We start from the raw sequence: 25,307 nt of genomic DNA on the forward strand, positions 1-25,307 counted from the left end.
CGACCGAGCTTGCAGCTCCTCGCCGTCGATGGCTTCGACGGTCCGGTCCGCGTCAGGCAGCGTGACTCACTGCCCAGCCCGCCTCACCGCGAGCGGCGATGTTGCGGGCTGCGTTGACGTCTGCGTGCTCAGCGAAGCCGCATGACGTACACGAGAAAGAGGCGCGGTGTGCCGACAGGGTCTTGAGCTGTTCGGCGGACGCGGTGAACCTCAGGTTCTTCAGCCTGCCGGCAACCGACCAGATCGACACCGTCCGCGCGTCGATCTGCCAGGACGGGCAGCGGTCGTCGAACGGCTGGGCGGCGTCGGCGCGGAAGGCGATCGGCGTGGCTTCGGCGCAAAGAGTTCGGCCCGCATGTGCGCCAATATCTGTGGGGCGGACAGTTCTGGTCCCCGTCCTACTTCGCCGCCTCCTGCGGCGGCGCCCCACTGTCGATCATCAAGGAGTACATCGAAGACCAGAAACGGCCGGACTGATCCGCCCACATGACCGGCCGCCAGGGCACCGCTCGGGCCTGGAGGCCCTCCCGCGCTGTCGTTTCCTCCCGGGCGTAAACGCCCGGGGTTCCACGCCAGATTCAGCTGAAGAAGGCGTTGGCCCTGGGCTGGAACATCAGCGCCACAGCCCCCAGCACCGCCAGCACGTGCAGGGTCCGGCTGGCCGCGAAGGCCAGCCCCATCGCGTCCGCCCCGGCCACACGACGGGCGGGACCGGGGTCGGGTCGTGGACGGTGCTGTTGCCGGGGATGGTCGTGGTGCTCATGGTGGGCCTCCGGTGTCAGGGGATCGTCACTGGAAGTGTCCGCCGCGCGGGCCCTCCGGATCATCCCCGCCATCCCCCCAGTCCAGGTCGGGAGCGCCCTACCAGACCTGTCCGCTTGTCCTCAGCCCCCGGCTGGGGGCTCGGTCGTGCGGCCCGAAGCGGGGTTCGGGCCGCCGGGTCCCGTCGACCACGTCCGCCATGTACGCGGCGAGCGCGGGAGCGTGTTTGAACCCGTGTCCAGAATCCCCGCCCAGCAGCCACACCCCCGGGGACACCTCGGCGACGAGCCACTCGGCGTCGGGCGTGAGCGTGTACTGGCACACCTGGCTGAACAGCACCGGCGCCCCCGCCAGCGACGGGAACCTGCGCCGCAGGTAGGCCCTGGCCGGCTCCTCGCTGTGCGCGTCCACGACCCGGCTGCCGTGCTCCGGCTCGTACGGTGGCCCCTCCGCGTCGGAGGTGGCCTTCATCCCCGTCCCGTCCACGTCGCCGTGCCCGTAGATGGAGGCCCCGTACTCCAGCCAGGCCGGCGTCTCGGGCAACGACCACGCGGGGGGCACCGCGAAGTGCAGCGTGTCCTGCTTGGTCACGGTAAGCTGCCCGACCTCGAACAGCGCGGGCAGCCACGCCCCGCACGCCCACACCACCCGGTCGGCGTGCCGAACCTCGCCGCCGACCTCGACCGCGCTCAGATAGGGCGATTCCTTCCCCGGTACGGGCGTCGCCCGGCCCCTGACCAGCTGGACCCCGGCCGCCACCGCCAGGCCCGCGGTCACCTGGGTGGCCCGCCTGGCCCTGATGACGCCCGCGTGCGGCTCCCAGAGCAGGAAGCTCAGGTCGTCGCCGCGGTAGTCGGGGAAGAACCTGCCGCCGTCGCGGGGGTCCAGCACCTCACACGGAATATCCAGATTTTTCAGGACCTGGGCGCTGGAGTGCTCCCACCCGTCCGGCGTGCCGGCGAACCACACCATGCCCGCCTCCAGGTAGAGCTCCTCCCCCACCCGCTCGCCCAGCCGCCGCCACTCGTCCCTGGCCTTCCAGGCGAACCGGGCGTACCAGTCGTCGGCGCCGTGCGCGCAGCGCATCAGCCGGGTCTCGCCCGCGCTAGCCTGCCGTACGTGTCCCGGTTTGTGTTGTTCGACGAGCGTCACCTGCCAGCCCGTTTCGGCTAGCCGCAATGCCAGTGACGACCCCCAAATACCCGCTCCGACCACAATGACCGATTTCATAAGACCACGGTGACCGGAATGGACGGTGACGGCAAGGCTCAGACGATGATGAGCCGGACGACAACGCCCGCGCAGTTTCCCGCCACGCAGATCCGCACCGGCACCTCGGACACGCCGGGCGCCTGGGGAACGCCGCCCACGTGACCGTCGGGGCCGATGGTGACCTGCCGGGGCAGCTTGGCGTGGTCGGTCACGGTGAAGGTGGGCAGCACGCCGTCGGGGCCGCCGTCCACGCCGATCTCGCCGTTCAGCGCGGCGCCCGCCCGGCCGGGGAAGGTCAGCTCGCGCGGCTCCCAGGGCACGTTGGGCAGCACCACGAGGGTGACCCGTTGCACGTGGCACGACCGGCCCGCGCAGATCTGGACCGGGGTGACGTAGGTGCCGGCGCGATACGGCGTGCCGTAGAGCCTGCCGGCGGGATCGACCTTGACGCCGACGGCGAGGTAGGCGGCACGGAACACGACGCCATTCGCGGTGGGCAGCAGCCGCTGGTCCACCTCGATGCCCTCGGTGACGTAGAAGGTGTCCTCCACCAGGGCCCGCCGGGGGTCGAGCGGGGCCTCCTCGGACATCTGGGTCATGGTGAGGGAGGGCACGGTGAGAGATAGTGCGCACACGGCTGCCCCGGCAAGCAGGAGCACCCACTTCTGCCGCATCATCAATCCCCCTGGCTCAACTCACCGTTATGTACCCTCTTCACCGCGCAGCGTCACTAGATAATCGGTCGCATGGCCGCTGAATCCGCTCAGACTCTGGAACGCGGGCTCCGCCTGCTGAGACTGCTCGCCGACGGCAAGTCCGGGCGCACCCCGACCGAGCTGAGCGCCGAGCTGTCGCTGAGCCGGCCCGTGGTCTACCGGCTGCTGACGACGCTGATGAACGAGGGGTTCGTGCGCCGGGACGCCGAGGGGCGGGTGCATCTCGGGTTCGGGCTGCTGGCGCTGGCACAGGCCGTACAGCCGCTCTTGCGGGCGGCGGCGATGCCGACGCTGCGGCGGCTGGCCGAGGAGGTGGGCGCGACCGCGCACCTGACGGTGGCCGAGGGCGGCGACGGGCTGGCCGTGGCGGTGGTGGAGCCGTCGTGGACCGACATGCACGTGGCCTACCGCGAGGGCTCGCGCCATCCGCTGGTCAAAGGCGCGGCGGGGCGGGCGATCCTGGCGTTGCGCGAAGGTCTGGACGACTACTTCGTGTCGGAAGGGCAGTTGCAGGAGGGAGCGAGAGGGGTCGCCGCGCCGGTGACCGGGCTGCCGTGGTTGGAGGCGTCGGTGGGCGTGGTGACGTTCGGACCGCTCAGGGAGTCCACGGGGCCGCGGGTGATGGCCGCAGCCGCCGAGCTCGCGGCCACGCTGGGTTGACATCTCCATACCGATGGCGGACGTTGGTCACGGATAGAGGACACATACGTCCGATTTACGGACACAATGGAGGAGAAATGCCCTACTACCGTGTCGTTGGGGAGGTCCCGCGTAAGCGACACGTGCAGTTCAGGCGCCCGGACGGCGGTCTCTACGCGGAGGAGCTGATGGGCGAGGAAGGGTTCTCGTCCGATTCCTCGCTGCTCTACCACCGCCACCTGCCGACGGCGATCGTCAAGGTCGAAGCGGTCCCGCCGGCGAAGGAGACCCGTCTGGAGCCCAACCTGCCGCTCTCGCCACGCCACTTCCGCACGCGGGAACTGCGGAGCGCGGGCGACCTCGTCATGGGGCGCATGCCGCTGGCGGGCAACAACGACGTCCGATTGTCGTACGCGACCAGCGACCGGCCGAGCGAGCTCTACCGCAACTCCACCGGCGACGAGTGCGTCTACGTACAGCGCGGCACCGTACGCTTCGAGTCCACGTACGGCGTGATCGAGGCCGGTGAGGGCGACTACGTCGTCATCCCGACCGGGACGATCCACCGCTGGGTGCCTGACGGCCAGGTCAGCGTGCTGGCCATCGAGGCGTCCGGGCACATCAGGCCGCCCAAGCGCTACCTGTCGCAGCACGGGCAGTTCCTGGAGCACGCGCCCTACTGCGAGCGCGACCTGCGCGCCCCGGCCGAGCCGCTCATCGTCGAGGGCGAGGAGGTGCCGGTGATGGTGCGCACCCGGGGCGGGCTGACCAGGATGATCTTCCGTGACCACCCGTTCGACGTGGTCGGCTGGGACGGCTGCCTGTATCCGTTCGCGTTCAACATCAACGACTTCGAGCCGATCGTGAAGCGGACGCACGCGCCGCCGCCGGTGCACCAGACGTTCGAGGGGCCGGGGTTCGTGGTGTGCTCGTTCTGCCCGCGGCCGCTGGACTATCATCCCGAGGCCGTACCGATTCCATACAACCACCACAATGTGGACTCCGACGAGTTCATGTTCTACGTGGGCGGCGACTACTCGGCGCGTAAGGGCTCGGGCATCGACATCGGGTCGATCTCGCTGCACCCGGCCGGGTTCACGCACGGCCCGCAGCCCGGAGCGGTCGAGGCGGTGGTCGAGGCGGTCGCCCGCGGCGTCACGACGACCAGCGAGATGGCCGTCATGGTCGACACGTTCCGCCCGCTCGACCTCGGTCAGGGCGCGCTGGCGTGCGAGGACCCCGGCTACGCCTGGACCTGGGCCCGATGAACATCTACACCGCGCTGATCGACGACGCCGGGCTGTTCCCGCCGACCTCGCTGCACATGGACGAGGCGCTCGATCGCAACCGGCGCGACCTGGAGCGGGGCAGCCCGGTGCTCACCCACCGCTTCCTGTGCCCGGCCAGCCGGCTCGACCGGTTGCGCGGCATGAGCTTCCGGCCGCGGCGGATCGGCCTGATCGCGGACACGACGCGGCTGCCGTCCTTCGACGACCTGCCCGTGGACTTCGTCGAGGCCCGGCTGCCGCCCGACTCGTCGGTCGAGGGACTCGCGGGAACGTTCGATCTGCCCGCGAACGTGCGGCTCTTCGTCGAGGTGGAGCCGCGGAAACTGGGCATCACCGTACCCGTGGGCGTGGGGCTCAAGGTGCGCTGCGGCGGGTCGAACGCCGAGGCGTTCCCGGCGGTGGAGCATCTGGCGGGCTTCATCAGGCACTGCGTCGAGCACGACATCCCGTTCAAGGCCACCGCCGGGCTGCATCATGCCGTCCGTCACTTCGACCCCTCGCTCGGCGTCGACCGGCACGGCTTCCTGAACCTGGTGCTGGCGGTCTGCGAGGCCGTGGACGGGCGCGACCCGGTGCCCGTGCTGCGCAGCACCGACGTGGGCCATCTCGTACGTCTCGCGCAGGCCGTGGCGGCGGACACCGCGAAGCGGGCCCGGCGGCTGCTGGTGAGCTACGGCTCGTGCAGCACCAGCACGCCCCTCGAAGACCTGCACACCCTCGGACTGATCAAGGAGACCCCGTGAACGGAGCACTGCTGTGAGCTGGGGAGTGGACAATCTGCCCTACGGGGTGTTCTCGGCTCCCGGCGAGCGGCCCAGGGTGGGGGTGCGCTTCGGCGACCGGATCCTCGACCTGGCGCCCGCGCTGCACGACGAGGTGTTCGCCGCGCCCACGCTCAACCCGTTCATGGCCCGTGGCCGCGCGGCCTGGCACGACACCAGGACCCTGATCCGCAACAAGCTCACCGACGACCTCGCCGTCGTCGAGCCGCACCTGATCCCCCTGGAGCAGGTGCGGCTGCACCTGCCGTTCGAGGTGGCCGACTACGTCGACTTCTACTGCTCGATCGAGCACGCGAGCAACGTGGGTAAGATCTTTCGTCCCGGCTCGGAGCCGCTGAAACCCAACTGGCGGCACCTGCCGGTCGGCTACCACGGCAGGGCGGGCACGGTCGTCGTGTCCGGCACTCCCGTCAGGCGGCCCAGCGGGCAGCTCGGGGCGGGGGTGTTCGGGCCGTGCGCGAAGCTCGACATCGAGGCGGAGCTGGGGTTCGTGGTCGGGGTGCCGACCGCGCCCGGTGTTCCGGCCGGGCCGCTGGAGGAGCACGTGTTCGGGGTGACCCTGGTCAACGACTGGAGCGCGCGCGACATCCAGGCGTGGGAGTACGTGCCGCTGGGGCCGTTCCTGGCCAAGTCGTTCGCCACATCGGTGTCGCCGTGGATCACGCCGCTGGAGGCGTTGCCGCGGGTTCCCGGGCGGCCGCAGGACCCCGAGCCGGTGGCTTACCTGCGCCGGCGGGGTGACTGGGGGCTGGACATCTCCCTGGAGGTGCTGCTCAACGGGGAGGTCGTGGCGCGGCCGCCGTACTCGGGGATGTACTGGACACCCGACCAGATGCTGGCGCACCTGACGGTGAACGGGGCCTCGCTGCGCACCGGCGACCTGTTCGCCAGCGGCACAATCTCCGGGCCCGAACGCGGACAGCGGGGCTCGCTCATCGAGCTGACCTGGAACGGGACCGATCCGATCAAGCTGGCGGGCGGTGAGACGCGCACATTCCTGGAAGACGGAGACACCGTCACCATCCGGGCCACCGCAGGCGACCTGACATTGGGCGAAGTTTCCGGAACTGTCGAATAGGTAACTCAACGTGCTTGATCGCTGACTCATCGCTACCCTGGGATCGCCCCTCCCTCGGAAAGCAGGAGTCACATGCGGCGTGCCGTGCTGATCTGTGTTGCCCTCCTCCTGATCTGCTGCGGCTGCGGCGCCGCCCCGGCCCAGCCCCCGACCCCGCCTCCGGTCGTGCGGATCTGGCCGGCCCCCGACAGCAAGCGCGCCCGTCCCGACCGTGGTGTGGTGGTCAGGGCGCGCGGCGGCACACTCTACGCCGTCCAGGTCTCCGAAGCCGGGCAGCAGGTGCCCGGCCGGCTCGACCGCTCGCGCACCGTCTGGCGCTCCGACTGGACGCTGAAACCCGCCGCCGAATACACGGTGACCGCCAGGGCCGCGGCCCCACGGGGTCCCGCCACGGTCGCGAGGAGCCGGTTCCGCACCCGGGCGGTGCCGCGCACGGTGCGGGTGGCCGCGACCGCGCCGCTGCCCGGCGAGACGGTCGGCACCGGGATGCCGGTCATCGTCGACTTCGACGGCCCGGTGACGGACAAGGCGGCCGTCGAGCGGGCGCTGGAGGTCAGGTCGCAGGCCCCGGTCGAGGGGGCGTGGCGGTGGATCGGCGACACACGGGTGGTCTACCGCACCCGGCGGTTCTGGGCTCCCCGGCAGCAGATCACGGTCACCGCCCACCTGGCCGGCGTCCGGGTGGCCGACGGCGTCTACGGCGGCGCCGACTCCACCTTCGCCTTCACCGTCGGCCGCGGGCAGACCAGCTCGATCGACACCAGGACGCACCGGATGGAGGTCCGCCGCGACGGCGAGGTGGTGCAGCGGATGGCCATCAGCGCGGGCATGGCCACCACCCCCGAATACACCACGACCAGCGGCATCCACCTGACGATGGACAAGGCCAGCCCGGTCCGCATGGTCTCGCCAGGCCGCGAGAAGGGCGACCCCGGTTTCTACGACGTGATGATCAAGCACGCCGTACGCATCTCCGACAGCGGCGAATACGTACACGCCAAGAACAATGTGTGGGCACAGGGCCGGGCAAACGTGAGCCACGGTTGCATCAATTCCCGCCCTGACCAGGCGGCCTGGTTCTTCGACACTTCCCTGCGCGGCGACCCGGTGACCATCACGGGCACCAGTCGCACGCTCGAATGGGACAACGGCTGGAGCTTCTGGCAGCTCTCGTGGCGCAGGTGGCAGGCGGGAAGCGCCCTGTCCGGCGCGGATGTCGCGAGGGGACGGGTCCCATGAGGATAGTTCCAGGATTAACGTAGTAAGGGGGGAACTAGAAGCGAAGACAGGCCCGTTGTCCAACCAGGAGGGCCGGACATGGATGAATGGATCGTCTGGGTAATCCTCGCAGTCGTCCTCGGCGTGGCCGAAATCTTCACGCTCACCGCCTCACTCGGGCTGCTGGGCGTGGCCGCCCTGCTGACCGCGGCGACGGCTGCCATCGGATTGCCCGTCCCCCTGCAGTTGCTCTTCTTCGCCGTCTCATCGGCGGCCGGTCTGCTGGTGATCAGGCCGATCGCGATGCGCCATATCAGGCAGCCGCCGCCGCAGCGCTTCGGCATCGAGGCACTCGTCGGCAAGCCCGCCTACGTGGTCGCGGAAGTCACCGGCCGCGACGGGCGCGTGCGCATCGGGGGCGAGGAGTGGTCGGCGCGCGCATACGACGAGACTCTGGTGATCCCCACAGGGGCGACCGTCGACATCATCGAGATCGAAGGGGCTACCGCCCTCGTATATCCCCGGGAGTGACCAATGGATCCGCTGTTGCTGGTCGGACTTTTCATCATACTTTTCGCGGTGTTCACGGTCCTCAAAGCCGTCCGCATCGTCCCGCAGGCGCGGGCGCGCAACGTGGAGCGGCTCGGTCGCTACCACCGCACGCTCAAACCGGGTCTCAACTTCGTCATCCCGTACATCGACCGCGTCTACTCCGTGATCGACCTGCGCGAGCAGGTGGTCAGCTTCCGCCCGCAGCCCGTCATCACCGAGGACAACCTGGTCGTGGAGATCGACACGGTGCTCTACTTCCAGGTCACCGACCCGCGGGCGGCGGCGTACGAGATCGCCAACTACATCCACGGTGTCGAGCAGCTCACCGTCACGACGCTGCGTAACGTCGTCGGCTCCATGGATCTGGAAAAGACCCTGACCTCCCGCGACACCATCAACAGCCAGTTGCGCGGCGTGCTCGACGAGGCCACCGGCAAGTGGGGGCTGCGGGTCAACCGCGTCGAGATCAAGGCCATCGACCCGCCCAAGACCATCAAGGACGCGATGGAGAAGCAGATGCGGGCCGAGCGTGACAAGCGGGCCGCGATCCTCAACGCCGAAGGCCAGCGGCAGTCGCAGATCCTCACGGCGGAGGGTGACAAGCAGAGCCGCATCCTGCGGGCCGAGGGCCAGCGGACGGCGGCCATCCTGGAGGCCGAAGGGCAGTCGCGGGCCATCGACCAGGTCTTCCAGGCGGTGCACCGCAACGACCCGGACCCCAAGCTGCTGGCGTACCAGTATCTGCAGGTCCTGCCGCAGCTCGCGCAGGGCGACGGCAACACCTTCTGGGTGATCCCCAGCGAGGTGACGTCGGCGCTGCAGGGCGTCTCCAAGGCGTTCACGGAGGCCCTGCCCAGGTCGGCGGCCACCAGGGACGAGATTCCCGAGTCGGTGTCGGAGATGGACGAGGAGGTCGCCAAGGCCTCGGAGGCGGCCGCCGAGGCGGTCGCGGACGCCCAGGAGGCCGAGGGCCCCAGCGGCCCCCGCCAGCTCACCCAGGCCACCCAGGAGCCCTCCCCATTCCCCGACCTGGACCACAACCCCAAGAAAGCCGAACACTAACCCGGGTCAGGCTACGGAGTCGAACAGGTGGCGCAGTCCTTCCTCGCGATGCGCCGCCCGGGCCCGGCAGTTGATCTTGACGAGTGCGTCCGCCAAGGAGACGTCGGGATTCTCCGCCGGGATGTCATCCCCCATCCGCGTACGCAACCACTCGGAGATCTCAGCCCACGAGTAGATGCTGATGTTGTCGGCCTCGATGAGCGGGGCGGGGAACCCGCCGGGACCGCGCTGCCCCATGGCGAGCTGCCGCAGGCTGGCCTGCGTCCGCCCACCGTGCCGCCGCGCCGCGTCCCCCAGCGTCACCCCGTCGTCGTGCCCGACACCGACCGCCCAGAGCCCGTCGATCGTCCGAATCTGCTTGACGACGGACGCGACGGCGTCCAGCAGGGTCGCCGCCTCACGGTCGCACATGAAGTACGGCCGAGTGCCCCCCACCAGCGAACAGTCGTCCATGCCCGCCTCGAAGAGCCGGTTGGACTCGTCCGCGTCAGGCTCACGGTTGAGCATGACCCGGAAGTCCCACTCAGTCATGAGGTCTCCTCTTTGTCGTTGGCGCACTCAAGGTGCGTGGCGGCCCATTGGCGCATCTGCTTCGCATGCGTGCCGGGGTTTCGGGGGGGTGCAATTTACCGAAAACGGCCTGTCACCGCATACGCAGATGATCCACCCCCAGCGGTGCCCGTTGTGATCAGCGACAACGGAGAATGCGCTGCCCTCCTTGCGGATCGCTTTGAGCTCCGCATTGATCTCGTTGTGCTGATGTCTTCCTCGACTGACCATGTAGCAACCCTGCAACAGTGTTGCATGGTTGGAACGGCATTTCCACCCCTGGAGATTTCCACATATCTTTACTGTCCGCCCAGCCCGCCAGGTTCCGTTCGAACCCTACTCCGGTGGTCCCAGGCGGCGCCCGAGGTCGTCCCCCCAGGCGGCAATCCAGGCTCGGAGCTCCGCGGCCTCGGCTTCGCCGATACCTTACGGTTCGAGATCTGCCGTGGAGAATCGCGCGGCACGTGGCAGCCTGATCGAGGCGAGAAGATCCAGCAGCTCCGCCATGTCACGGCCTTTGAGCCGTGCCACGCCCAAAGCCGCCGATCAGAAGGAGGCCGTGGGGGTTGAGAAAGGGCACCACGTCATCGCCCGGCCCCTTCCCGAGACGTCTCCTCTCAGAGTCTCACTCCTGGCCGGCGTCGAAGTACGCGGCCAGTTCCGGGTCCAGGGCGGGCACGTCGTACGGCATCCCGGCGTTTCGCAGCGACATGGTGGCCATGTAGCCGGCCGCCACGCTCATCCGGGCCGCCACCGGTGAGGTGTCCGTGGTCCCGCCGTCCCGGGCGAAGCGCAGGAACTCGGTCATGATCTCCGGGTCCGCGCCCCCGTGCGTGCCCTGCGCCGCCGGCACCTTGTACGCGATGTCGCAGTCGTCCCGGTACCCCGCGGGCCCGGTGTTCCAGACCTTGACCGTGTCCCCCGGGCCGTCCCCGAAGTTCTCCAGGCGCCCCTCCGTACCGATGACCGTGTAGTTGCGCACGTAGTCGGGGCTGAAGTGGCACTGCTGGTAGGCGGCGATGACCCCGTTGTCCAGGCGCATGTTCATGACCGACACGTCCTCCACGTCCACCACGTGGTGCAGGTCCTTGCGCTCGGTCGGCGGCCACTCGTACTCCTCCAGCCAGTTGTCCGGACGCGGCGTGCCAGGGGCGCGGCGCGGCAGGTCACCGTGGAGCAGGAGGTCGCCGAACGCGTTGACCCTGGTGGTGTAGCCGCCGGCGAGCCAGTGGATCACGTCCAGGTCGTGGGCCGCCTTCTGCAGCAGCAGGCCCGTGGTGCGGGTGCGGTCGGCGTGCCAGTCCTTGAAGTAGTAGTCGCCGCCGTAGGAGACGAAGTGGCGCACCCAGACGGTCTTCGGCTCGCCGATGACACCCTTGCGGATGATGTCGCGCATCAGGCGTACGACGCCCATGTGGCGCATGTTGTGCCCGACGTAGAGACGGGTGCCGGTCTCGCGGGCGGTGCGCAGGATGCGGTCGCAGCCCTCCACCGTGATCGCCATCGGCTTCTCCAGGTAGACGGCCTTGCCGGCCTGGAGGCAGTCGATGGCCAGGCGCTCGTGCGTGTCGTCGGGCGTGTTGACGATGATCGCGTCGAGGTCGCGCCTGCCGAGCAGCTCGCGGTGGTCGTCGGTCAGGAACTCCGCCTCGAACCGTTCGGCCTGCCGCTTGAGCACCGCCGGGTCGGAGTCGCACAGCGCGGCCACGACCGCGCCCTTGCCGGGGCGGTGCCCGGCCAGCGCGATGCTCGTCCGCAGGCCGAGGCCGATGACTCCGATGCGCAGGTCTTCCACGGCGTGAAGCATAGCTGTGCGGGCACTTAAGAAGTCCTCGATGGACACGGGCCGAGGCGAGCGGGCACAGTACGTTCCCAATGAGGAAACCCGCGCAACGGGCTGCCGCCAAGGCCGTCACCAGGCGTGATATTAGGTGGCAGGTTGAGGGGCAGGTTTCATGTCGGGGTCCTCGCAGGGGGAAATGCGGCATCAACCACCACCGGCTGAGGCCGGTGGTTGCTCTCACGGTCCCGACTGGCTGAAGGGAGGCCGGTAGCGTGTGGCTGGTTGACGACAGCCCAGCCCGCAACGCCGCGTGCGGCGATGTCGCGGGCCGCAGTTGCACGACTGATGGCAGCCCTTTCCGTTCGGCGTCGGAGCGACGGATCGCCATCGCGCACCTCCTGTCACCGGGTCCTCACGCATCGCACGAGTTCGCAACGTAACCAAAGCTTTCCCTATCATTTTCGAAGGAGGATGGCGCTCATCTCGGCCCTGAAGGACCGGGCCTCCGCGTCACAATTCAGATGAAAGCGCTGGTCAAGGAGAAGGCCGAGCCTGGACTCCGGCTGGTGGACGTGCCGGAGCCCGAGGTGGGGCCGGGCGAGGTGAAGATCCGGGTCCTGCGGACCGGCATTTGCGGCACCGACCTGCACATCAGGAAATTTGATGACTGGGCGCGGCAGACGCTGAAACCCCCGATCATCGTGGGGCACGAGTTCTCCGGGCACGTGGTCGAGGTGGCGCCGGGCGTCGAGGACATCTCCGTCGGCGACCTCGTCAGCGGCGAGGGTCATCTCGTGTGCGGCAAGTGCCGTAACTGCATGGCCGGCCGCCGGCACCTGTGCCGCAACACGATCGGCCTCGGGGTCAACAGGGACGGCGCGTTCGCCGAATACCTCACCCTGCCCGCCTCCAACGTCTGGGTGCACCGGGTCCCCGTCCACCCCGACGTGGCGGCCATCTTCGACCCGTTCGGCAACGCCGTGCACACTGCCCTGTCCTTCCCCCTGGTCGGCGAGGACGTGCTGATCACCGGGGCGGGCCCGATCGGGCTGATGGCGGCGGCCGTGGCCACACACGTCGGCGCCCGGCACGTGATGATCACCGATGTCAGCGACGAGCGGCTCGACCTGGCCGGCAAGCTCGGCGTCTCCCTCGCGCTCAACGTCGCCCGGTCCACCATCGGCGAGGGCATGCGCCAGCTCCACCTGCGCGAGGGGTTCGACGTGGGGCTGGAGATGTCGGGCAACCCGGGGGCCATGCGAGACATGATCGCGAGCATGACCCACGGAGGGAAGATCGCCATGCTCGGGCTGCCCGCCGAGGAGTTCGCCGTCGACTGGGCCACCGTGGTCACGTCCATGATCACCATCAAGGGCGTGTACGGCCGCGAGATGTACGAGACCTGGTACAACATGTCGGTCCTGCTCGAAAAGGGCCTCGACCTCTCCCCGGTGATCACCGACCGGTTCCCGTACGAGGAGTTCGACGCCGCCTTCGACACGGCGGCCAGCGGCCGGACGGGCAAGGTCATCCTGGACTGGAGGCCGGAAAGCACGAGTGACGAGCCAACGGAGGCCGAAGCGGCCGTGACCATGGACAGGAGCGCCTGATGTTCACAAATGTGCGCGAGCAACTGCGTACGACGCTCGACGAGATCACCGAGGCCGGGCTGCTCAAGCCCGAACGCGTGATCGGCACCCCGCAGAGCGCCCAGGTGAGCGTGGCCGGGCGCGAGGTGCTGAACTTCTGCGCCAACAACTACCTGGGCCTGGCCGACAACCCGACCGTGGTGGCGGCGGCCAAGGAGGCGCTGGACCGGTGGGGGTTCGGGATGGCGTCCGTCCGGTTCATCTGCGGCACTCAGGAGGTGCACAAGGAGCTCGAAGCGCGCCTGTCGGACTTCCTCGGCATGGAGGACACCGTCCTGTACAGCTCGTGCTTCGACGCCAACGGCGGCGTGTTCGAGACGATCCTCGACGCCCAGGACGCGGTGATCTCCGACGCGCTCAACCACGCCAGCATCATCGACGGCATCCGGCTGTCCAAGGCCCAGCGCTACCGGTACGCCAACCGTGACATGGCGGACCTGGAGGCCAGGCTGAAGGAGGCCTCGGACGCGCGGCGGCGGCTGATCGTGACCGACGGCGTGTTCTCCATGGACGGATATCTCGCGCCGTTGCGGGACATCTGCGACCTGGCCGAACGCTATGACGCCATGGTGATGGTCGACGACTCCCACGCCGTCGGCTTCGTCGGACCGACCGGGCGCGGCACGCCCGAACTGCACGGGGTCACCGACCGGATCGACATCATCACCGGCACCCTGGGCAAGGCGCTCGGCGGGGCGAGCGGCGGCTACGTCTCGGCCCGCAAGGAGATCTGCGAGCTGCTGCGGCAGCGCTCGCGCCCCTACCTGTTCTCCAACTCGCTGGCGCCCGTCATCGCCGCCGCGTCGCTGCGCATCCTCGACCTGCTGGAGACCTCTGACGACGCACGCGAGCGGCTGCGCTCGAACACCGCCCGCTTCCGCAGCGAGATGACCAGGGCCGGGTTCGACATCCTGCCGGGCGACCACCCGATCGTGCCCGTCATGATCGGTGACGCCGCGGCGGCCGGTGCCATGGCCGAGCGCCTGCTCGACCTGGGCATCTACGTGATCGGCTTCTCCTACCCGGTGGTCCCGCACGGCCAGGCCCGGATCCGGGTGCAGCTCTCGGCCGCGCACTCGCCGGAGGACGTCGACCACGCGGTCCAGGCGTTCGTACAAGCCCGCGGGTGAGTATTCTCCCGCCTGGGAGTGCCGTCGCTTCGAGGAGCGGCGGGAGCGAGCGACCAGAGCGGGAGAAGGCGACGGCTCATGGCGACCGAGCAGCTCGCGTGATCGACACGCGGCGGTTGCGTACGTTGCGCGCGGTGGCCGACCACGGCACGGTCACCGCCGCCGCGGCCGCGCTGCACCTGACCCCCTCCGCCGTGTCCCAGCAACTGGTCGCGCTGGAGCACGAGGTGGGGCACCGGCTGTTCACGCGTGACGGGCGCGGCGTGCACCTCACCGCCGTAGGCAAGATCATGCTGGGCCACGCCAACGAGGTCCTCGCCCAGCTCGAACGGGCCGAGGCCGACGTGGCCGCCTACACCACCGGCGAGGCCGGCGAGGTCACCGTGGCCTGCTTCGCCACCGCGATCGGCGCCGTGCTCTCGCCCGCCATCGCGGGCCTGCGCGCCACGGCTCCCGGGCTGCGCGTACGCGTGCTGGACGCCGAGGGCGACCACAGCCTGACCATGCTGCTGGACGGGGAGGCCGACCTGGCCGTCACCGTCGAATACCGGGGCGCGCCCGACGCCGCCGACCCCCGGCTGTCGCGCCATCCGCTCTACGCCGAGCCGTTCGACCTGGTGCTGCCGCACGACCATCCGCTGGCCGGGTCGGCCACGCTGGTGTCGCTGGCCGCCGAGACCTGGATCGGGCCCTATCCGGGCAACCCGGTGCACGACGTGATCACGTTCGCGTGCCAGCAGGCGGGCTTCACACCGAACCTGGTCCACTGCTCCGACGACTTCCGCGCCGTGGTCGCCCTGGTGGGCGCGGGGGCGGGGGTGGCGCTCGTGCCGCGGCTGGCGCTGCGGGACATGGCGCTGGCGGGGGTCGTGGTGCGGCACACGCCGGGTCCGGAGCGCCGCGTCTTCGCGGCCGTCCGCCGGGGCGCGGACTCCCATCCGCTGCTGCGCCCGCTCCTGTCGGCCCTCCATACGGTCGCCGGCTCGCTCGGAACCGAGTGAAACACTCTGACTTATCCGGACATCTCCTCAGGCGTGTTCACCGATCGGCAGGACCGCCTCCATGGGGCCGCTTTGCCGACTGCCCCACCTCTTGATCTACGAGGTAGCGTGCAGTCCGTATGAGCTTTGGAAACGTACCGTACCGCACGCTGCTCGGCCTGCCCGGGGTGACCGGGCAGGCCGTTCTCGGCTTTCTGGCGCAGCTCACGCAGCAGGTGGCGCCCGTGGGGATCGTGCTGGTGGTCCAGTACGCGAGCGGTTCGCTGGCGCTGGCCGGGGTGACGGCGGGGGCGTTCTCCGTGGGGGCGGGCATGGGCAGGCCCGTGCACGGGCGACTCATGGACCGGCGCGGGCCGGGGCCGGTGCTCGCCGCCACCGCGCTGGTGCACACGGCGGCTCTCGTGGTGCTGGCGGTCCTCGCCGGCGGTGACCTGCCGTCATGGGTGATGGTGGCCCTGGCCTGGCTGGCCGGGGCCGGGCTGCCGCCTATCTCGCTGAGCATGCGGATCGCGTGGGGGCGGCGGATGGCCGACTCCGGGCGCACGGCGGCCTACAGCCTGGTGTACCTGGTGCAGGAGCTGGCCTTTCTCATCGGGCCGCTGGTGTTCGGGCTGCTGATCGCGGCGGGCACGTCCGCACCGGGCGGGGCGGCGCCGGAGACGGTGGAGTCCTCCTCACTCGCGCTGGTCGTGGTGGCGGTGGCGGCCGGGCTCGGCACGCTGGCCTTCGCGCGGGCGCTGGGGGCGGGGCCGGTCACGGAGACGCGGGATCGGGGCCGGGTGTTCGCGGATCGGCGCATGCTGGTGCTGGTGTCCGTGGCGCTCCTGCTCGGCGGGGTATTCGGGGCGCTGCAGGTAGGGCTGCCCGCGCTGGCCGCCGCCCGGGACGCGCCGGCGGCCACCGGGTTACTGGTGGCGGCGCTGTCGCTGGGCGGGATCGCGGGGGCCGCCGTCTACGGGGCCCGGTCCTGGACGTCCTCTCCGGCCGTGCGGCTGGTGGGGTTGATGCTGGCGCTCGGGGTCGTGGTGGCACCGCTCGTACTGATCGAGGCGTTGCCGGTGGTCTGGATCGGGTTGTTCGCCGGAGGGCTGGCGTTGAATCCGGCGGTGACCACGACGTCATTGCTGGTGGACGAGTTCGCGCCGGCGGCGCAGGCGGAGGCGTTCGGGTGGGTCTCCACGGCCATCGGGATGGGGGGCGCGGTGGGGTCGGGGGTGGCCGGGGTGACCGGGGAGGGGCACGGGGCTTCCGCGCCCTTCCTGGCGGCGGCGGCGTTCGCGCTGGTGGGGGCGGGGTTGGCGCTCACCTTGCGCGGGCGCGGGTAGGGGTGGGTCAGGCTCTGGTCGCTCCGGCCCTGGCCAGGTCGAGCGCCTCGGCGAACCGGGCGTACCGGTCCAGCTCCGCGTCCACGGGGTCCAGCACGTACGCCTTGCCGACCTCGCCGATGGCGTTGTGCAGGGCCTTGGCCGTACGGCGGGCTCTGCGCCTGCCGCCCGCCCACGCTGCCAGCCGTGACAGCAACGCGACCAGGACGCCCGCGACCACGCCGCCCGCCAGCAGGACCGTCGGCCACGGCACCACGCCCACGGTGGGGAGCGGCGGCTGGGGCAGGCGCAGATAGTCCAGCCCGAGCAGCACGCCGAGCCACAACGCGCCGGCCACCATGGTCGCGAACACCAGCCACTGCAGGACGTTCACCACCCGCCACCACCTGGGCCGTTTCGTGGCGCCGACGGAGGTCCTGGCCACCGCCTTGTCCACCGCGTCCGCCAGCTCCCGCGTGCGGGACCTGGCCGCCTGCCGCACCGCCGCCCCCCACGGGCCCGGCAGCCCGGACGCGGCCGCCTCGCCGACGTCCCTGATCGCCGTCTCGACCTGAGCTCTCTGTACGGCCGACGCCGCCGGGACCGAGGTACGCCCGACGATCTCCCTGCCGGGCTTGGCCTGCGGTGCCATGGCGCCGATGCGCAACCTCCTGAGGGGGTCGGGCCGGAACTTGCGCATCCACCGGGTAACCGGCCAGCCGGTGGCGACGACGGCCCGGTGCCGGTGCCCCTTGGCCACGGCCTCCACGACCAAAGGCGCGCCGGCGGCGTCGGAGAGCGCTCGGGTGAGCGCCTTTCCGAGACCCGCCACCCGCTTCCCCGCACCCTCCGCCACCCGATCGGCGGCGCCTTCCGCCGCCTGCTTCCCGGTGCCCTGCTCGACGCGCCCACTCACCAGCACACCGCCGCCGGACACCGCCCGCACGCGCTCGGCCCGCACGCGCTCGGGCTGCTCGTGGTCGGCCTTGTGGCCGGCCGGCTCGGGGCCGCCGCCGGGCGATGCCGCTTCCGGCTCGCCCTCTGCCGCACGCCCGTCGTGGACCGGTGCGTCCCCCTCGGCATGCGGAGGCCCGGCGGGCTCGTTGGTCGTGTACGGGGTGGGCTCCGGTGGGCCTGCCGTGGCGAGGTGGTCGGCGGCTGTGGTGATGTCGGCGGCCAGGCGGGCGGACCAGGACATGCGTTCCGAGACGCGGTCGCCGAGGATCGCGCGGAGCTCGGGCAGGCCCGTGCCGGTGCGGGCCGAGACGGCGAGCACGGGGACACCTCCGAGGCCGTCGTCGTCCAGGAGGCGGCGCAGGTCGCGTGCGCACCGGTCGACGGCCTGCGGTGGCAGGCGGTCCGCCTGGTTGAGCACCACCAGCATCACGTCCCGGTGCCTGGCCAGCGGGCGCAGGTAACGCTCGTGGAGGGCGGCGTCGGCGTACTTCTGCGGATCCACCACCCACACCAGCAGGTCGACCAGCTCCACCAGGCGGTCCACCTCCAGGCGGTGGGAGAGCCGGATGGAGTCGTGATCGGGGAGATCCAGGAGGATGAGTCCGGACAGGTCGGAGGTGGCGGGTGCGGAGTGGCGTTGCGGGATGTCCAGCCAGTCGAGCAGCGGGCCCGTGCCTTCCCCGTCCCAGAGCGCGGCCTGCGCGGTGGAGGTCGTCGGCCTGGTGACGCCCACGGCCGCCAGGTCCTGCCCGGCCAGGGCGTTGTAGAGCGACGACTTGCCGCTGCCGGTCGCCCCGGCCAGCGCGGCGACGGTGTGCTCGACGGAGAGGCGGCGGCGGACCCCGGCCCGCCCGGCGACCGCCCGCGCGCCGGACACCGCCCGCTCGGACAGCCGCCCATCGCCCAGCGAGGCCGCCTCCAGCAGGGCCGCGAGCCTGGAGTCGAGCGACGGGCCCTCCTTACGGCGCAGCAGCTTCACGGCTTCTCCTCCGGCTCCGAGATGGCACCGGGCGGCCTGGCGGGGAACTCCGAGGCGGCATCGGGCGGCGTCGCGGCAAGCTCCGAGGTCCCGCCAGATGGCGCGGCCGGAAGATCCAGGTCGTCGGGGGCGGCCGGAGGGTTCGGGTTGTCGGGCTTTGCCGGGAGTTCCAGGGCCGGCTCGGCGGCGGGTAGCTCCGCACGGTGGTCGCGGACGCGCACGGCTGACGCTCTCAGTGCCTCCGCCGTCCCCCGGGGTGGCTCCACCATCTCCAGTTGGGCCGTGAACCGGGACGACTCCTCCGCCAGCAGCTCCCGCACCCGATCACGCAGATCGGCCCGCGCCCGGATCGTCAGCGTACGCACGGCCTGGTCCCCGAACACCGCCTCCAGCAGCTTCTGCGACAACACGCTGGTCCCGCCCGCGATCCCCACCTCGATCCCGGTCAGCCCGCCGGTGGAGGCGAACACGGCCAGCATGAGCAGCAGCCCCGCCCCGTTCACGCCGAACGACGCGATCCGAGCCGCCGTACGCTTCTCCGACCCCTCCTCGCGTACGAGGTCCAGGACGTATTCCTGCCAGCCCCGGACCGCGGCCTCGGCCCGCCTGCCGAGGTCAGGCGAGGCACGGCCGAGGCGGGCGGACTCGACGGCGCCGAGCCGTTCGAGCAGCCCGGGCCCGCCGGGCGCGGCCGACCAGCCGTCCAGGGCGCGTTCGGCGGCCCTGTCGGCGGCGCCCCTGATCAGGGCGCCCACGCCGCTCTCCAGCGCGTTCCTGAGCTGGACCTCTGGCATGCGCCCGGTGAAGAACCCGACGATCCGGTCACGCAGCCAGCCCACCCGGCTCTCCAGGGAGCGCATGAGATCGCCGGTGCCGATGAAGTCCTGCCACCGGGCCAGCACCTCGCCCCGCAGCAGCGACCCGTCGCGCATGCCCTCGTCGAAGTCGGCCATCCCGCCCGCGTACGCGCCGGCGACGATGGAGTGCAGGCCCTCGAAGGCGGACTGCTGGCGTTCGACGGCCTCGGCCAACGACGGCACCCGGACGGCCAGGCTGTCGAGCGCCCCCGACAGCGTCTGGCGCACGACCCGGGACCGCGCCGCGGCGTCGGCGGCCAGCCCGGCGAGCCAGGAGGCGATGGGCCGCACGGTCTCGGCGGGCAGCCGGGCCTTCTCGGAAGGGAGCGCGGCCTCGGGGACGGTGAACAGCCTGGTGCCCTCCAGGCCGTTCTCGACGAGGAGGCGGGACAGGTCGCGTGCGACGGGTTCGGAGGCGTCCGGTGGCACCCGGTCCAGCACGACGGCCAGCGCGGTGCTGCGTTCGCGGGCCGAGCGCAGGAAGCTCCAGGGCACCTCGTCGGCGTACCGGGCGGCGGTCGTGACGAACAGCCACAGATCGGCGGCGGCCAGCAGTTGCGCGGCGAGCTCGCGGTTGGCGGTCACCACGGAGTCGATGTCGGGCGCGTCGAGCAGCGCCAGGCCCGCCCCGAGCGTCTCGGAGGTCACCACGCGCAGCGCTCCAGGCCCGGCGCCGGTGGCGCGGGACAGGCCGGGCAGGACGTTCTGGCCCATGAACCAGTCGCGGTCGGCCGGGCTGACCACGAGCGTGGGGACGAGCGTGGTGGGCCGCAGCACGCCCGGCTCGGCCACGTCGGCCCCGACCAGCGAGTTGACCAGCGTGGACTTGCCCGCCCCGGTGGACCCGCCGACGACGGCGAGCAGCGGCGCGTCGAGCGCGCGCAACCGGGGCAGCAGATAGTCGTCGAGCTGCCCGGTCAGCTCCCGCAGCGCCCGCCGGTCCGCCTCCGCCGCGCCGACCGCCAGCGGGAACAGCTCGCGATCCAGCGGCCGGCGCAGCGCCTCCAACGCGCCAAGCAGGTCCATAAGACCCACGCTACGTGCTGCACCCGCACCGAGCGGCCACCACGACAGGCGGAGTGTCGCGCCAAAGCCCGCAGGGCGGCTGGCGGAGTGTCGCGCCAAGCTCGCGGGGCGGCTCCCGTACGCCGGGCTGAGTGTCGCGGTCAGCCCGCGGGCGGTTCCCGCAGCACGTAGCCGACGCTACGCAGGGTGTGGATGAGTCGAGGCTCGACGTCGTCCACCTTGCGCCTGAGGTAGGACACGTACGACTCGACCACGCCCGCGTCGCCGCCGAAGTCGTAGTTCCACACGTGGTCGAGGATCTGCGCCTTCGACACCACGCGCCCGGCGTTGACCATGAAGTAGTGCAGCAGCTTGAACTCCGTCGGCGACAGCCGTACCTGCCGGCCGCCCCGCCACACCTCGCGGGCGTCCTCGTCCAGCTCCAGGTCGGCCACCTTGAGCTTGCTGGCGGGCGCGCTCTCCCCCCGAGTACGCCGCAGCACGGCCCGGATCCTGGCCTGCACCTCCTCCAGGCTGAACGGCTTGGTGACGTAGTCGTCGCCGATCCGCAGCCCGGCGATCTTGTCCTCGGTGGCGTCGCGGGCGGTCAGGAACAGGACGGGCGCGTCGATCCGCTCGGCCACCTCGAAACCATCCAGATCGGGCAGCATCACGTCCAGCACCACCAGATCGGGCGAGGTCCGCTGGGCCACCTCCACGGCCTCCTGCCCGTCGGCGGCGGTCAGCACCTCGAACCCGGAAAAGCGCAGGCTGGCGGAGAGCAGATCGCGGATGCTGGGCTCGTCGTCCACCACCATGATCAACGCTTCGGGTTTCGTCACCAACCCAGAGTGACGCAGGCACCTGAGGGTTAGCTGAAGGGTCACTCCAAGGCGAGTGAAAGTCCCCCGGACGGTCGGACCAAGGGGAACGGCAGCTCCACGGGTCAGTCCAAGGCGAGCGGGAGTTCCACCCGGAACGTGGAGCCCGCCTCGGGAGAGCTGGTCACCGTCACCGTGCCACCGTGCGCCTGGACGAGCGCCCGTACGATGGCCAGGCCCAGTCCGGTGCCGCGGTCCTCGCCCCGGCGCCGCGACCGGGCGGAGTCGGCGCGGTAGAACCGTTCGAAGACCCGCTCGACCTGCTCCGGGGTGAGTCCCGGCCCGTTGTCCACGACCTCCAGGAAGAACGTGTCCGTGCCCGCCCCGGCCCGGACGATGATCGGCGAGCCGGGCTCGGTGTGCACGATCGCGTTGGTGATGAGGTTGCTGATGACCTGGCGCAGGCGTACCTCGTCACCGGACACGATCAGGGCCGCGCCGCCGACCACGTCCAGCTTCACCAGCCGTTCGGGCGCGAGGATCCGGGCATCCTGTACGGCGTCCGCCGCCAGGGCCAGCATGTCCACCGGCCGCATCTGGAGCGGCCGATGCTGGTCCACCCTGGCCAGCAGCAGCAGGTCGTCCACCAGCATGCTCATCCGCCCCGCGGCCTTCTCCACGCGCTGCATCAGCTCGGCGGGGTCGGCGCCGGGGTTCTGCCTGGCGTACTCGGCGAAACCGAGGATGGAGGTCAGCGGGGTGCGCAGCTCGTGCGAGGCGTCGCCGACGAACTCGCGCATCCGGTCCTCGGAGCGGCGGGCCGCCGCCTCGGAGGCCGACCTGGCGGCGAAGGCCGCCTCGATCTGGGCCAGCATCCCGTTCAGCGACCCGGCCAGGCTGCCGACCTCGGTACGCGGGTCGGCGTCCGGCACCCGGCGGCCCAGCTCCCCGGTGGCGATGGCCTCGGCCGTCCGCTCGATCTGGCCCAGCGGGCGCATGCTCCGGCGCACGATGGTGATGCCCGCGACGGTCAGGATGAGCAGGATGCCGCCGCCGCCCAGCAGCTCGATGAGCACGAGCCGCTTGGTGATGGCGTCGACCTCCTCCAGGTCCACCGCGACCACGAGGGTGCGCCGCTGGACCACCTTCTCCAGCACCCGCCACTCACCGTCCCCCTTGACGGCGGGCGCCGTGTAGGCGTCGGCGGCCGGCGAGGCGGCCAGTACGGGCTTCGGCTTCTGATCCACGTCACGGTCGGTCAGCATCGGGACGAACGAGCCGCGGGGCTCCCTGACCAGGACGATCGCGTCGGACTCGATGAGGATCGGCCGCTCGGGGGTGTCCCTGTCGTTCTTCCAGTCGCTGAGGACCTTCTTGTGCATCCTGACGCTGAGGAGGTGGAGCTGGCTGTCCACCCGGTCCATGAGGTAGCCGTGCAGCACCGACACGCTCACGACGCCGATGAAGGTCATGCCGAAACCCAGCAGCGCCAGCATCGACGCGATGAGCTTGATCCTCAGCGGCAGGCCGCGCATCAGGGGCCTGGCGGCAGGCGCAGAACGTATCCGACGCCCCTCAGGGTGTGGATGAGACGCGGGCTACGGTTGTCGATCTTCCGCCGCAACACGGACACGTACGACTCCACGATGCCCACCTCGCCCCGGAAGTCGTAGTCCCACACGTGGTCCAGGATCTGTGGCTTGGACAGGACGCGGCCGGCGTTCGTCATGAAATACCGCAGGAGCTTGAACTCGGTCGGCGACAGGGCCACGGCGTTGCCCCCGCGCCACACCTCGTGGCTCTCCTCGTCCAGCTCGATGTCGGCGAAGGTGAGCCGGGGCGGTGCCGACTGCGGCTCGCCGCTCGTACGGCGGAGCACGGCGTGGATCCTCGCGACCACCTCCTCCAGGCTGAACGGCTTGGTGACGTAGTCGTCGCCGCCGATCGTGAGTCCGCGGATCTTGTCCTCGGTCTCGTCACGAGCGGTCAGGAACACCACCGGGGTGTGCAGCCCGCCGCCGCGCAGCCGTTTGACGATCTCGAAACCGTCCAGGTCGGGCAGCATGACGTCGAGCACGACCAGGTCAGGGCGGTGCCGTTGCACGGCGGCGACGGCGTCGAGGCCGCTCTTCGCCGTGGTCACGTCGAATCCGGCGAACCTCAGGCTCGCGGCGAGCAGTTCGAGGATGTTGGGGTCGTCCTCGACTATCAGCAGGCGTGATTCCATCACCTCCAAGGATGCCCTCATCGGACGAGTGCTGGGACAATTCCGGCAATGTGCCGGGCAATCGCCAGGCTCGACGTCGCGGCGGGCGACGGCGCGTTGCGCACGAGGACGATGTTGCCGTGCACGTCCACCACGAAGTCGTCGACCATGCGGCCATCTCTGGCGACGGCCTGGGCGCGCACGCCCCCAGGGGCTTTCTCCAGGTCGGCGGCGGTGAGCTCGGGTACGTAGCGGCGGGCGCCCTTGACGAACGCGTTCTTGACGAGGGATCCGTGGATCTCCTTGAGCCCGGTACGCCAGTGGGCCCGGGCGAGGCGGAGGGTGCCCGGCCAGCCAAGAATTTGCCGGAAATTTCGGATATTTCGCCATTGGTAGCCTTCGTAGGCCAGGGCCGGCACCGCGTTCGGCCCCACCAGCACCTCCCCGCTGGTCTGCCGCGTCAGGTGCACGCCCAGGAACGGGTACCGAGGGTCGGGCACCGGATAGATCAGGCCCCGGACGAGATCCTTGGCCGCGCCCTGGAGCGCGTAGAACTCCCCCCTGAACGGGACGATCCGCACATCACCCCGATGTCCCGCCATTTTCGCCACCGCGTCCGTGCCCAGGCCGCCGCACACCACCAGGCGGTCGAAGGTGAACTTGCGCCGGCCCGCCACCACCTCGACGCCCGCCGCGCGTTCCCTGATCGCCCGGACCGGGTGCGAGAGGCGTACCGACCCGCCCAGCTCGGCCACGTCGAGCGCGAGCCGGCGCGCGACGGCGGGGAAGTCGGCGATCGCGGTGTGGGGTGAGTGGATCGCGCCGACGCCGACCGCGTGCGGCTCGATCTCGCGCAGCGCGAGCGCGTCGAGCTCGGCGATGCCGGGCACGCCGTTGGCGCGGGCGCGCTCGGCCAGCGCGCTCAACAGCGGCCGCTCGGCCCGCGTGCTCGCCACGACCAGCTTGCCCACCTCCTGGTACGGCAGCTCGTGCGCGGCGCAGTAAGCCTTGAGCAGCGCCACGCCCTCGCGGCACAGCCTGGCCTTGAGCGAGCCGGGCGGATAGTAGATGCCCGCGTGGACGACGCCGCTGTTGTGCCCGGTCTGGTGGGCGCCGACCTGGCTCTCCTTCTCCAGCACGGTCACCTCGGCGCCCCTGACCTCGGCCAGCTCGCGCGCCACCGCGAGCCCGACGATCCCCGCACCCACGATCCCGATCTTCTCCGTCACATGACGATTTTCCGGCTAACGAGGCCGTCCCCGCCATATCCCGACGAATCGAACATGCGTACGATGGCCCTATGTACGTCCCGCCAGAATGGCCCGCCGAGGTCCGGCCGCCCAGTGTTCCCGACTGGGAGACCTCGGCGGTGGCCTGGCTGCTCGACGCGGTGCCGCCGGACTACCGGGCGTATGAGGTGCTCAGACGGCATCCCGTGGCACTGGCCGCCATGGCCCGCCACCACGTCACCTCCGCCGTCGAGGCCGCCCGCGCGGGCTATCGGGGGGCGGCGGTCGATCTCAAGGGACACCTGCCGCCGCACGCGATCGAGGCCGTACTGGACACCTACCGTGAGGAGGGCCCGCGCCTCGTGCGCCTGGCCCGCTCGATCGAGGTGGTCGAACGCGCCCTCCGGGGGGATCTCTTTACCATGCGCTTTTAAGTGATCTTTTACGGCGGAGCACGGTGGGCTCCAACCACCGACGCGGCTTTCCCGCATTCCAGGGAGACGCTTACCGACTTCCCCGCTCACTCA

The 25,307-nt window shown here is 70.7% G+C and carries 24 protein-coding genes and 1 pseudogene; 13 read left to right on the forward strand and 12 right to left on the reverse strand.

Annotated elements, in window-relative coordinates:
• Positions 1-52: 52 nt before the first annotated feature.
• Complete coding sequence (locus ABGB18_RS37320) at positions 53-250, reverse strand: zinc ribbon domain-containing protein (protein WP_347700383.1); 198 nt, start codon at positions 248-250, stop codon at positions 53-55.
• 119 nt (positions 251-369) lie between these two features.
• Between ABGB18_RS37320 and ABGB18_RS37325 the strand changes: the two are divergent.
• Positions 370-477 (forward strand): annotated as a pseudogene (locus ABGB18_RS37325) (transposase); the annotation flags it as partial.
• A gap of 101 nt (positions 478-578) precedes the next feature.
• Here the strand turns inward: ABGB18_RS37325 and ABGB18_RS37330 are convergent.
• The 3 genes from ABGB18_RS37330 to ABGB18_RS37340 are packed head-to-tail and all read right to left on the reverse strand — an operon-like array spanning position 579 to position 2,651.
• Positions 579-827 (reverse strand): hypothetical protein, encoded by a 249-nt coding sequence (locus ABGB18_RS37330; protein ID WP_347700384.1) that lies wholly within the window; start codon positions 825-827, stop codon positions 579-581.
• A gap of 34 nt (positions 828-861) precedes the next feature.
• The gene (locus ABGB18_RS37335) at positions 862-1,992 is read right to left on the reverse strand and encodes an FAD-dependent oxidoreductase (RefSeq protein ID WP_347700385.1); all 1,131 of its coding nucleotides are present in this window, start codon (positions 1,990-1,992) and stop codon (positions 862-864) included.
• Positions 1,993-2,030: 38 nt separating this feature from the next.
• Positions 2,031-2,651, reverse strand: coding sequence for a hypothetical protein (locus ABGB18_RS37340; RefSeq protein WP_347700386.1), 621 nt, complete (start codon positions 2,649-2,651; stop codon positions 2,031-2,033).
• 69 nt (positions 2,652-2,720) lie between these two features.
• Here ABGB18_RS37340 and ABGB18_RS37345 point away from each other — a divergent pair, with 69 nt between their 5' ends.
• The 7 genes from ABGB18_RS37345 (at position 2,721) to ABGB18_RS37375 (ending at position 9,310) form a co-directional block, all read left to right on the forward strand.
• Positions 2,721-3,350: a helix-turn-helix domain-containing protein gene (locus tag ABGB18_RS37345; RefSeq protein ID WP_347700387.1), complete on the forward strand. Its 630-nt coding sequence runs from the start codon at positions 2,721-2,723 to the stop codon at positions 3,348-3,350.
• Positions 3,351-3,427: 77 nt separating this feature from the next.
• Entirely contained in the window at positions 3,428-4,597 is a 1,170-nt protein-coding gene (locus ABGB18_RS37350; RefSeq protein WP_347700388.1) for a homogentisate 1,2-dioxygenase domain-containing protein, read from the forward strand.
• Positions 4,594-5,361, forward strand: a complete 768-nt coding sequence (locus tag ABGB18_RS37355; protein WP_347700389.1) for a hypothetical protein — start codon at positions 4,594-4,596, stop codon at positions 5,359-5,361. The genes ABGB18_RS37350 and ABGB18_RS37355 overlap by 4 nt, the downstream gene beginning before the upstream one ends.
• Before the next feature lie 13 nt (positions 5,362-5,374).
• Entirely contained in the window at positions 5,375-6,478 is a 1,104-nt protein-coding gene (gene fahA, locus ABGB18_RS37360; protein ID WP_347700390.1) for a fumarylacetoacetase, read from the forward strand.
• A gap of 72 nt (positions 6,479-6,550) precedes the next feature.
• Complete coding sequence (locus tag ABGB18_RS37365) at positions 6,551-7,717, forward strand: Ig-like domain-containing protein (RefSeq protein WP_347700391.1); 1,167 nt, start codon at positions 6,551-6,553, stop codon at positions 7,715-7,717.
• 78 nt (positions 7,718-7,795) lie between these two features.
• Complete coding sequence (locus ABGB18_RS37370; RefSeq protein ID WP_347700392.1) at positions 7,796-8,227, forward strand: NfeD family protein; 432 nt, start codon at positions 7,796-7,798, stop codon at positions 8,225-8,227.
• Positions 8,228-8,230: 3 nt separating this feature from the next.
• Entirely contained in the window at positions 8,231-9,310 is a 1,080-nt protein-coding gene (locus ABGB18_RS37375) for an SPFH domain-containing protein (protein ID WP_347700393.1), read from the forward strand.
• A 6-nt stretch (positions 9,311-9,316) separates the two neighbouring features.
• Here the strand turns inward: ABGB18_RS37375 and ABGB18_RS37380 are convergent, their stop codons facing one another.
• Complete coding sequence (locus tag ABGB18_RS37380) at positions 9,317-9,841, reverse strand: hypothetical protein (RefSeq protein WP_347700394.1); 525 nt, start codon at positions 9,839-9,841, stop codon at positions 9,317-9,319.
• Between the two features lie 643 nt (positions 9,842-10,484).
• Positions 10,485-11,654: a Gfo/Idh/MocA family oxidoreductase gene (locus ABGB18_RS37385; RefSeq protein WP_347700395.1), complete on the reverse strand. Its 1,170-nt coding sequence runs from the start codon at positions 11,652-11,654 to the stop codon at positions 10,485-10,487.
• Positions 11,655-12,163: 509 nt separating this feature from the next.
• Here ABGB18_RS37385 and tdh point away from each other — a divergent pair.
• The 4 genes from tdh (at position 12,164) to ABGB18_RS37405 (ending at position 16,747) form a co-directional block, all read left to right on the forward strand.
• Positions 12,164-13,252, forward strand: a complete 1,089-nt coding sequence (gene tdh / locus ABGB18_RS37390; protein WP_347700396.1) for an L-threonine 3-dehydrogenase — start codon at positions 12,164-12,166, stop codon at positions 13,250-13,252.
• Complete coding sequence (locus ABGB18_RS37395; RefSeq protein ID WP_347700397.1) at positions 13,252-14,421, forward strand: glycine C-acetyltransferase; 1,170 nt, start codon at positions 13,252-13,254, stop codon at positions 14,419-14,421. Before tdh ends, ABGB18_RS37395 begins: the two co-directional genes overlap by 1 nt.
• Before the next feature lie 98 nt (positions 14,422-14,519).
• Positions 14,520-15,422: a LysR family transcriptional regulator gene (locus tag ABGB18_RS37400; RefSeq protein WP_347700398.1), complete on the forward strand. Its 903-nt coding sequence runs from the start codon at positions 14,520-14,522 to the stop codon at positions 15,420-15,422.
• Between the two features lie 119 nt (positions 15,423-15,541).
• Entirely contained in the window at positions 15,542-16,747 is a 1,206-nt protein-coding gene (locus ABGB18_RS37405) for an MFS transporter (RefSeq protein WP_347700399.1), read from the forward strand.
• A 7-nt stretch (positions 16,748-16,754) separates the two neighbouring features.
• Here ABGB18_RS37405 and ABGB18_RS37410 read toward each other — a convergent pair whose 3' ends face one another.
• From ABGB18_RS37410 to lhgO, 6 genes are all read right to left on the reverse strand, one after another.
• Positions 16,755-18,662, reverse strand: a complete 1,908-nt coding sequence (locus tag ABGB18_RS37410) for a GTPase (protein ID WP_347700400.1) — start codon at positions 18,660-18,662, stop codon at positions 16,755-16,757.
• Positions 18,659-20,545 carry an ABC transporter gene (locus ABGB18_RS37415; RefSeq protein ID WP_347700401.1) on the reverse strand — a complete coding sequence of 629 codons (1,887 nt, stop codon included), beginning with the start codon at positions 20,543-20,545 and terminating at the stop codon, positions 18,659-18,661. Before ABGB18_RS37415 ends, ABGB18_RS37410 begins: the two co-directional genes overlap by 4 nt.
• Positions 20,546-20,685: 140 nt before the next feature.
• Entirely contained in the window at positions 20,686-21,342 is a 657-nt protein-coding gene (locus tag ABGB18_RS37420; protein WP_347700467.1) for a response regulator transcription factor, read from the reverse strand.
• A gap of 128 nt (positions 21,343-21,470) precedes the next feature.
• The gene (locus ABGB18_RS37425; RefSeq protein WP_347700402.1) at positions 21,471-22,880 is read right to left on the reverse strand and encodes a HAMP domain-containing sensor histidine kinase; all 1,410 of its coding nucleotides are present in this window, start codon (positions 22,878-22,880) and stop codon (positions 21,471-21,473) included.
• Complete coding sequence (locus tag ABGB18_RS37430; protein ID WP_347700403.1) at positions 22,880-23,572, reverse strand: response regulator transcription factor; 693 nt, start codon at positions 23,570-23,572, stop codon at positions 22,880-22,882. The genes ABGB18_RS37425 and ABGB18_RS37430 overlap by 1 nt, the downstream gene beginning before the upstream one ends.
• A 17-nt stretch (positions 23,573-23,589) precedes the next feature.
• On the reverse strand, positions 23,590-24,780 hold the full coding sequence (lhgO, locus tag ABGB18_RS37435; protein WP_347700404.1) for an L-2-hydroxyglutarate oxidase: 1,191 nt from the start codon (positions 24,778-24,780) through the stop codon (positions 23,590-23,592).
• A 71-nt stretch (positions 24,781-24,851) separates the two neighbouring features.
• Here lhgO and ABGB18_RS37440 point away from each other — a divergent pair, with 71 nt between their 5' ends.
• The gene (locus ABGB18_RS37440; RefSeq protein WP_347700405.1) at positions 24,852-25,214 is read left to right on the forward strand and encodes a hypothetical protein; all 363 of its coding nucleotides are present in this window, start codon (positions 24,852-24,854) and stop codon (positions 25,212-25,214) included.
• The last annotated feature ends 93 nt before the right edge of the window (positions 25,215-25,307 follow it).

Source organism: Nonomuraea sp. B12E4, assembly GCF_039871825.1.
GTDB lineage: Bacteria > Actinomycetota > Actinomycetes > Streptosporangiales > Streptosporangiaceae > Nonomuraea.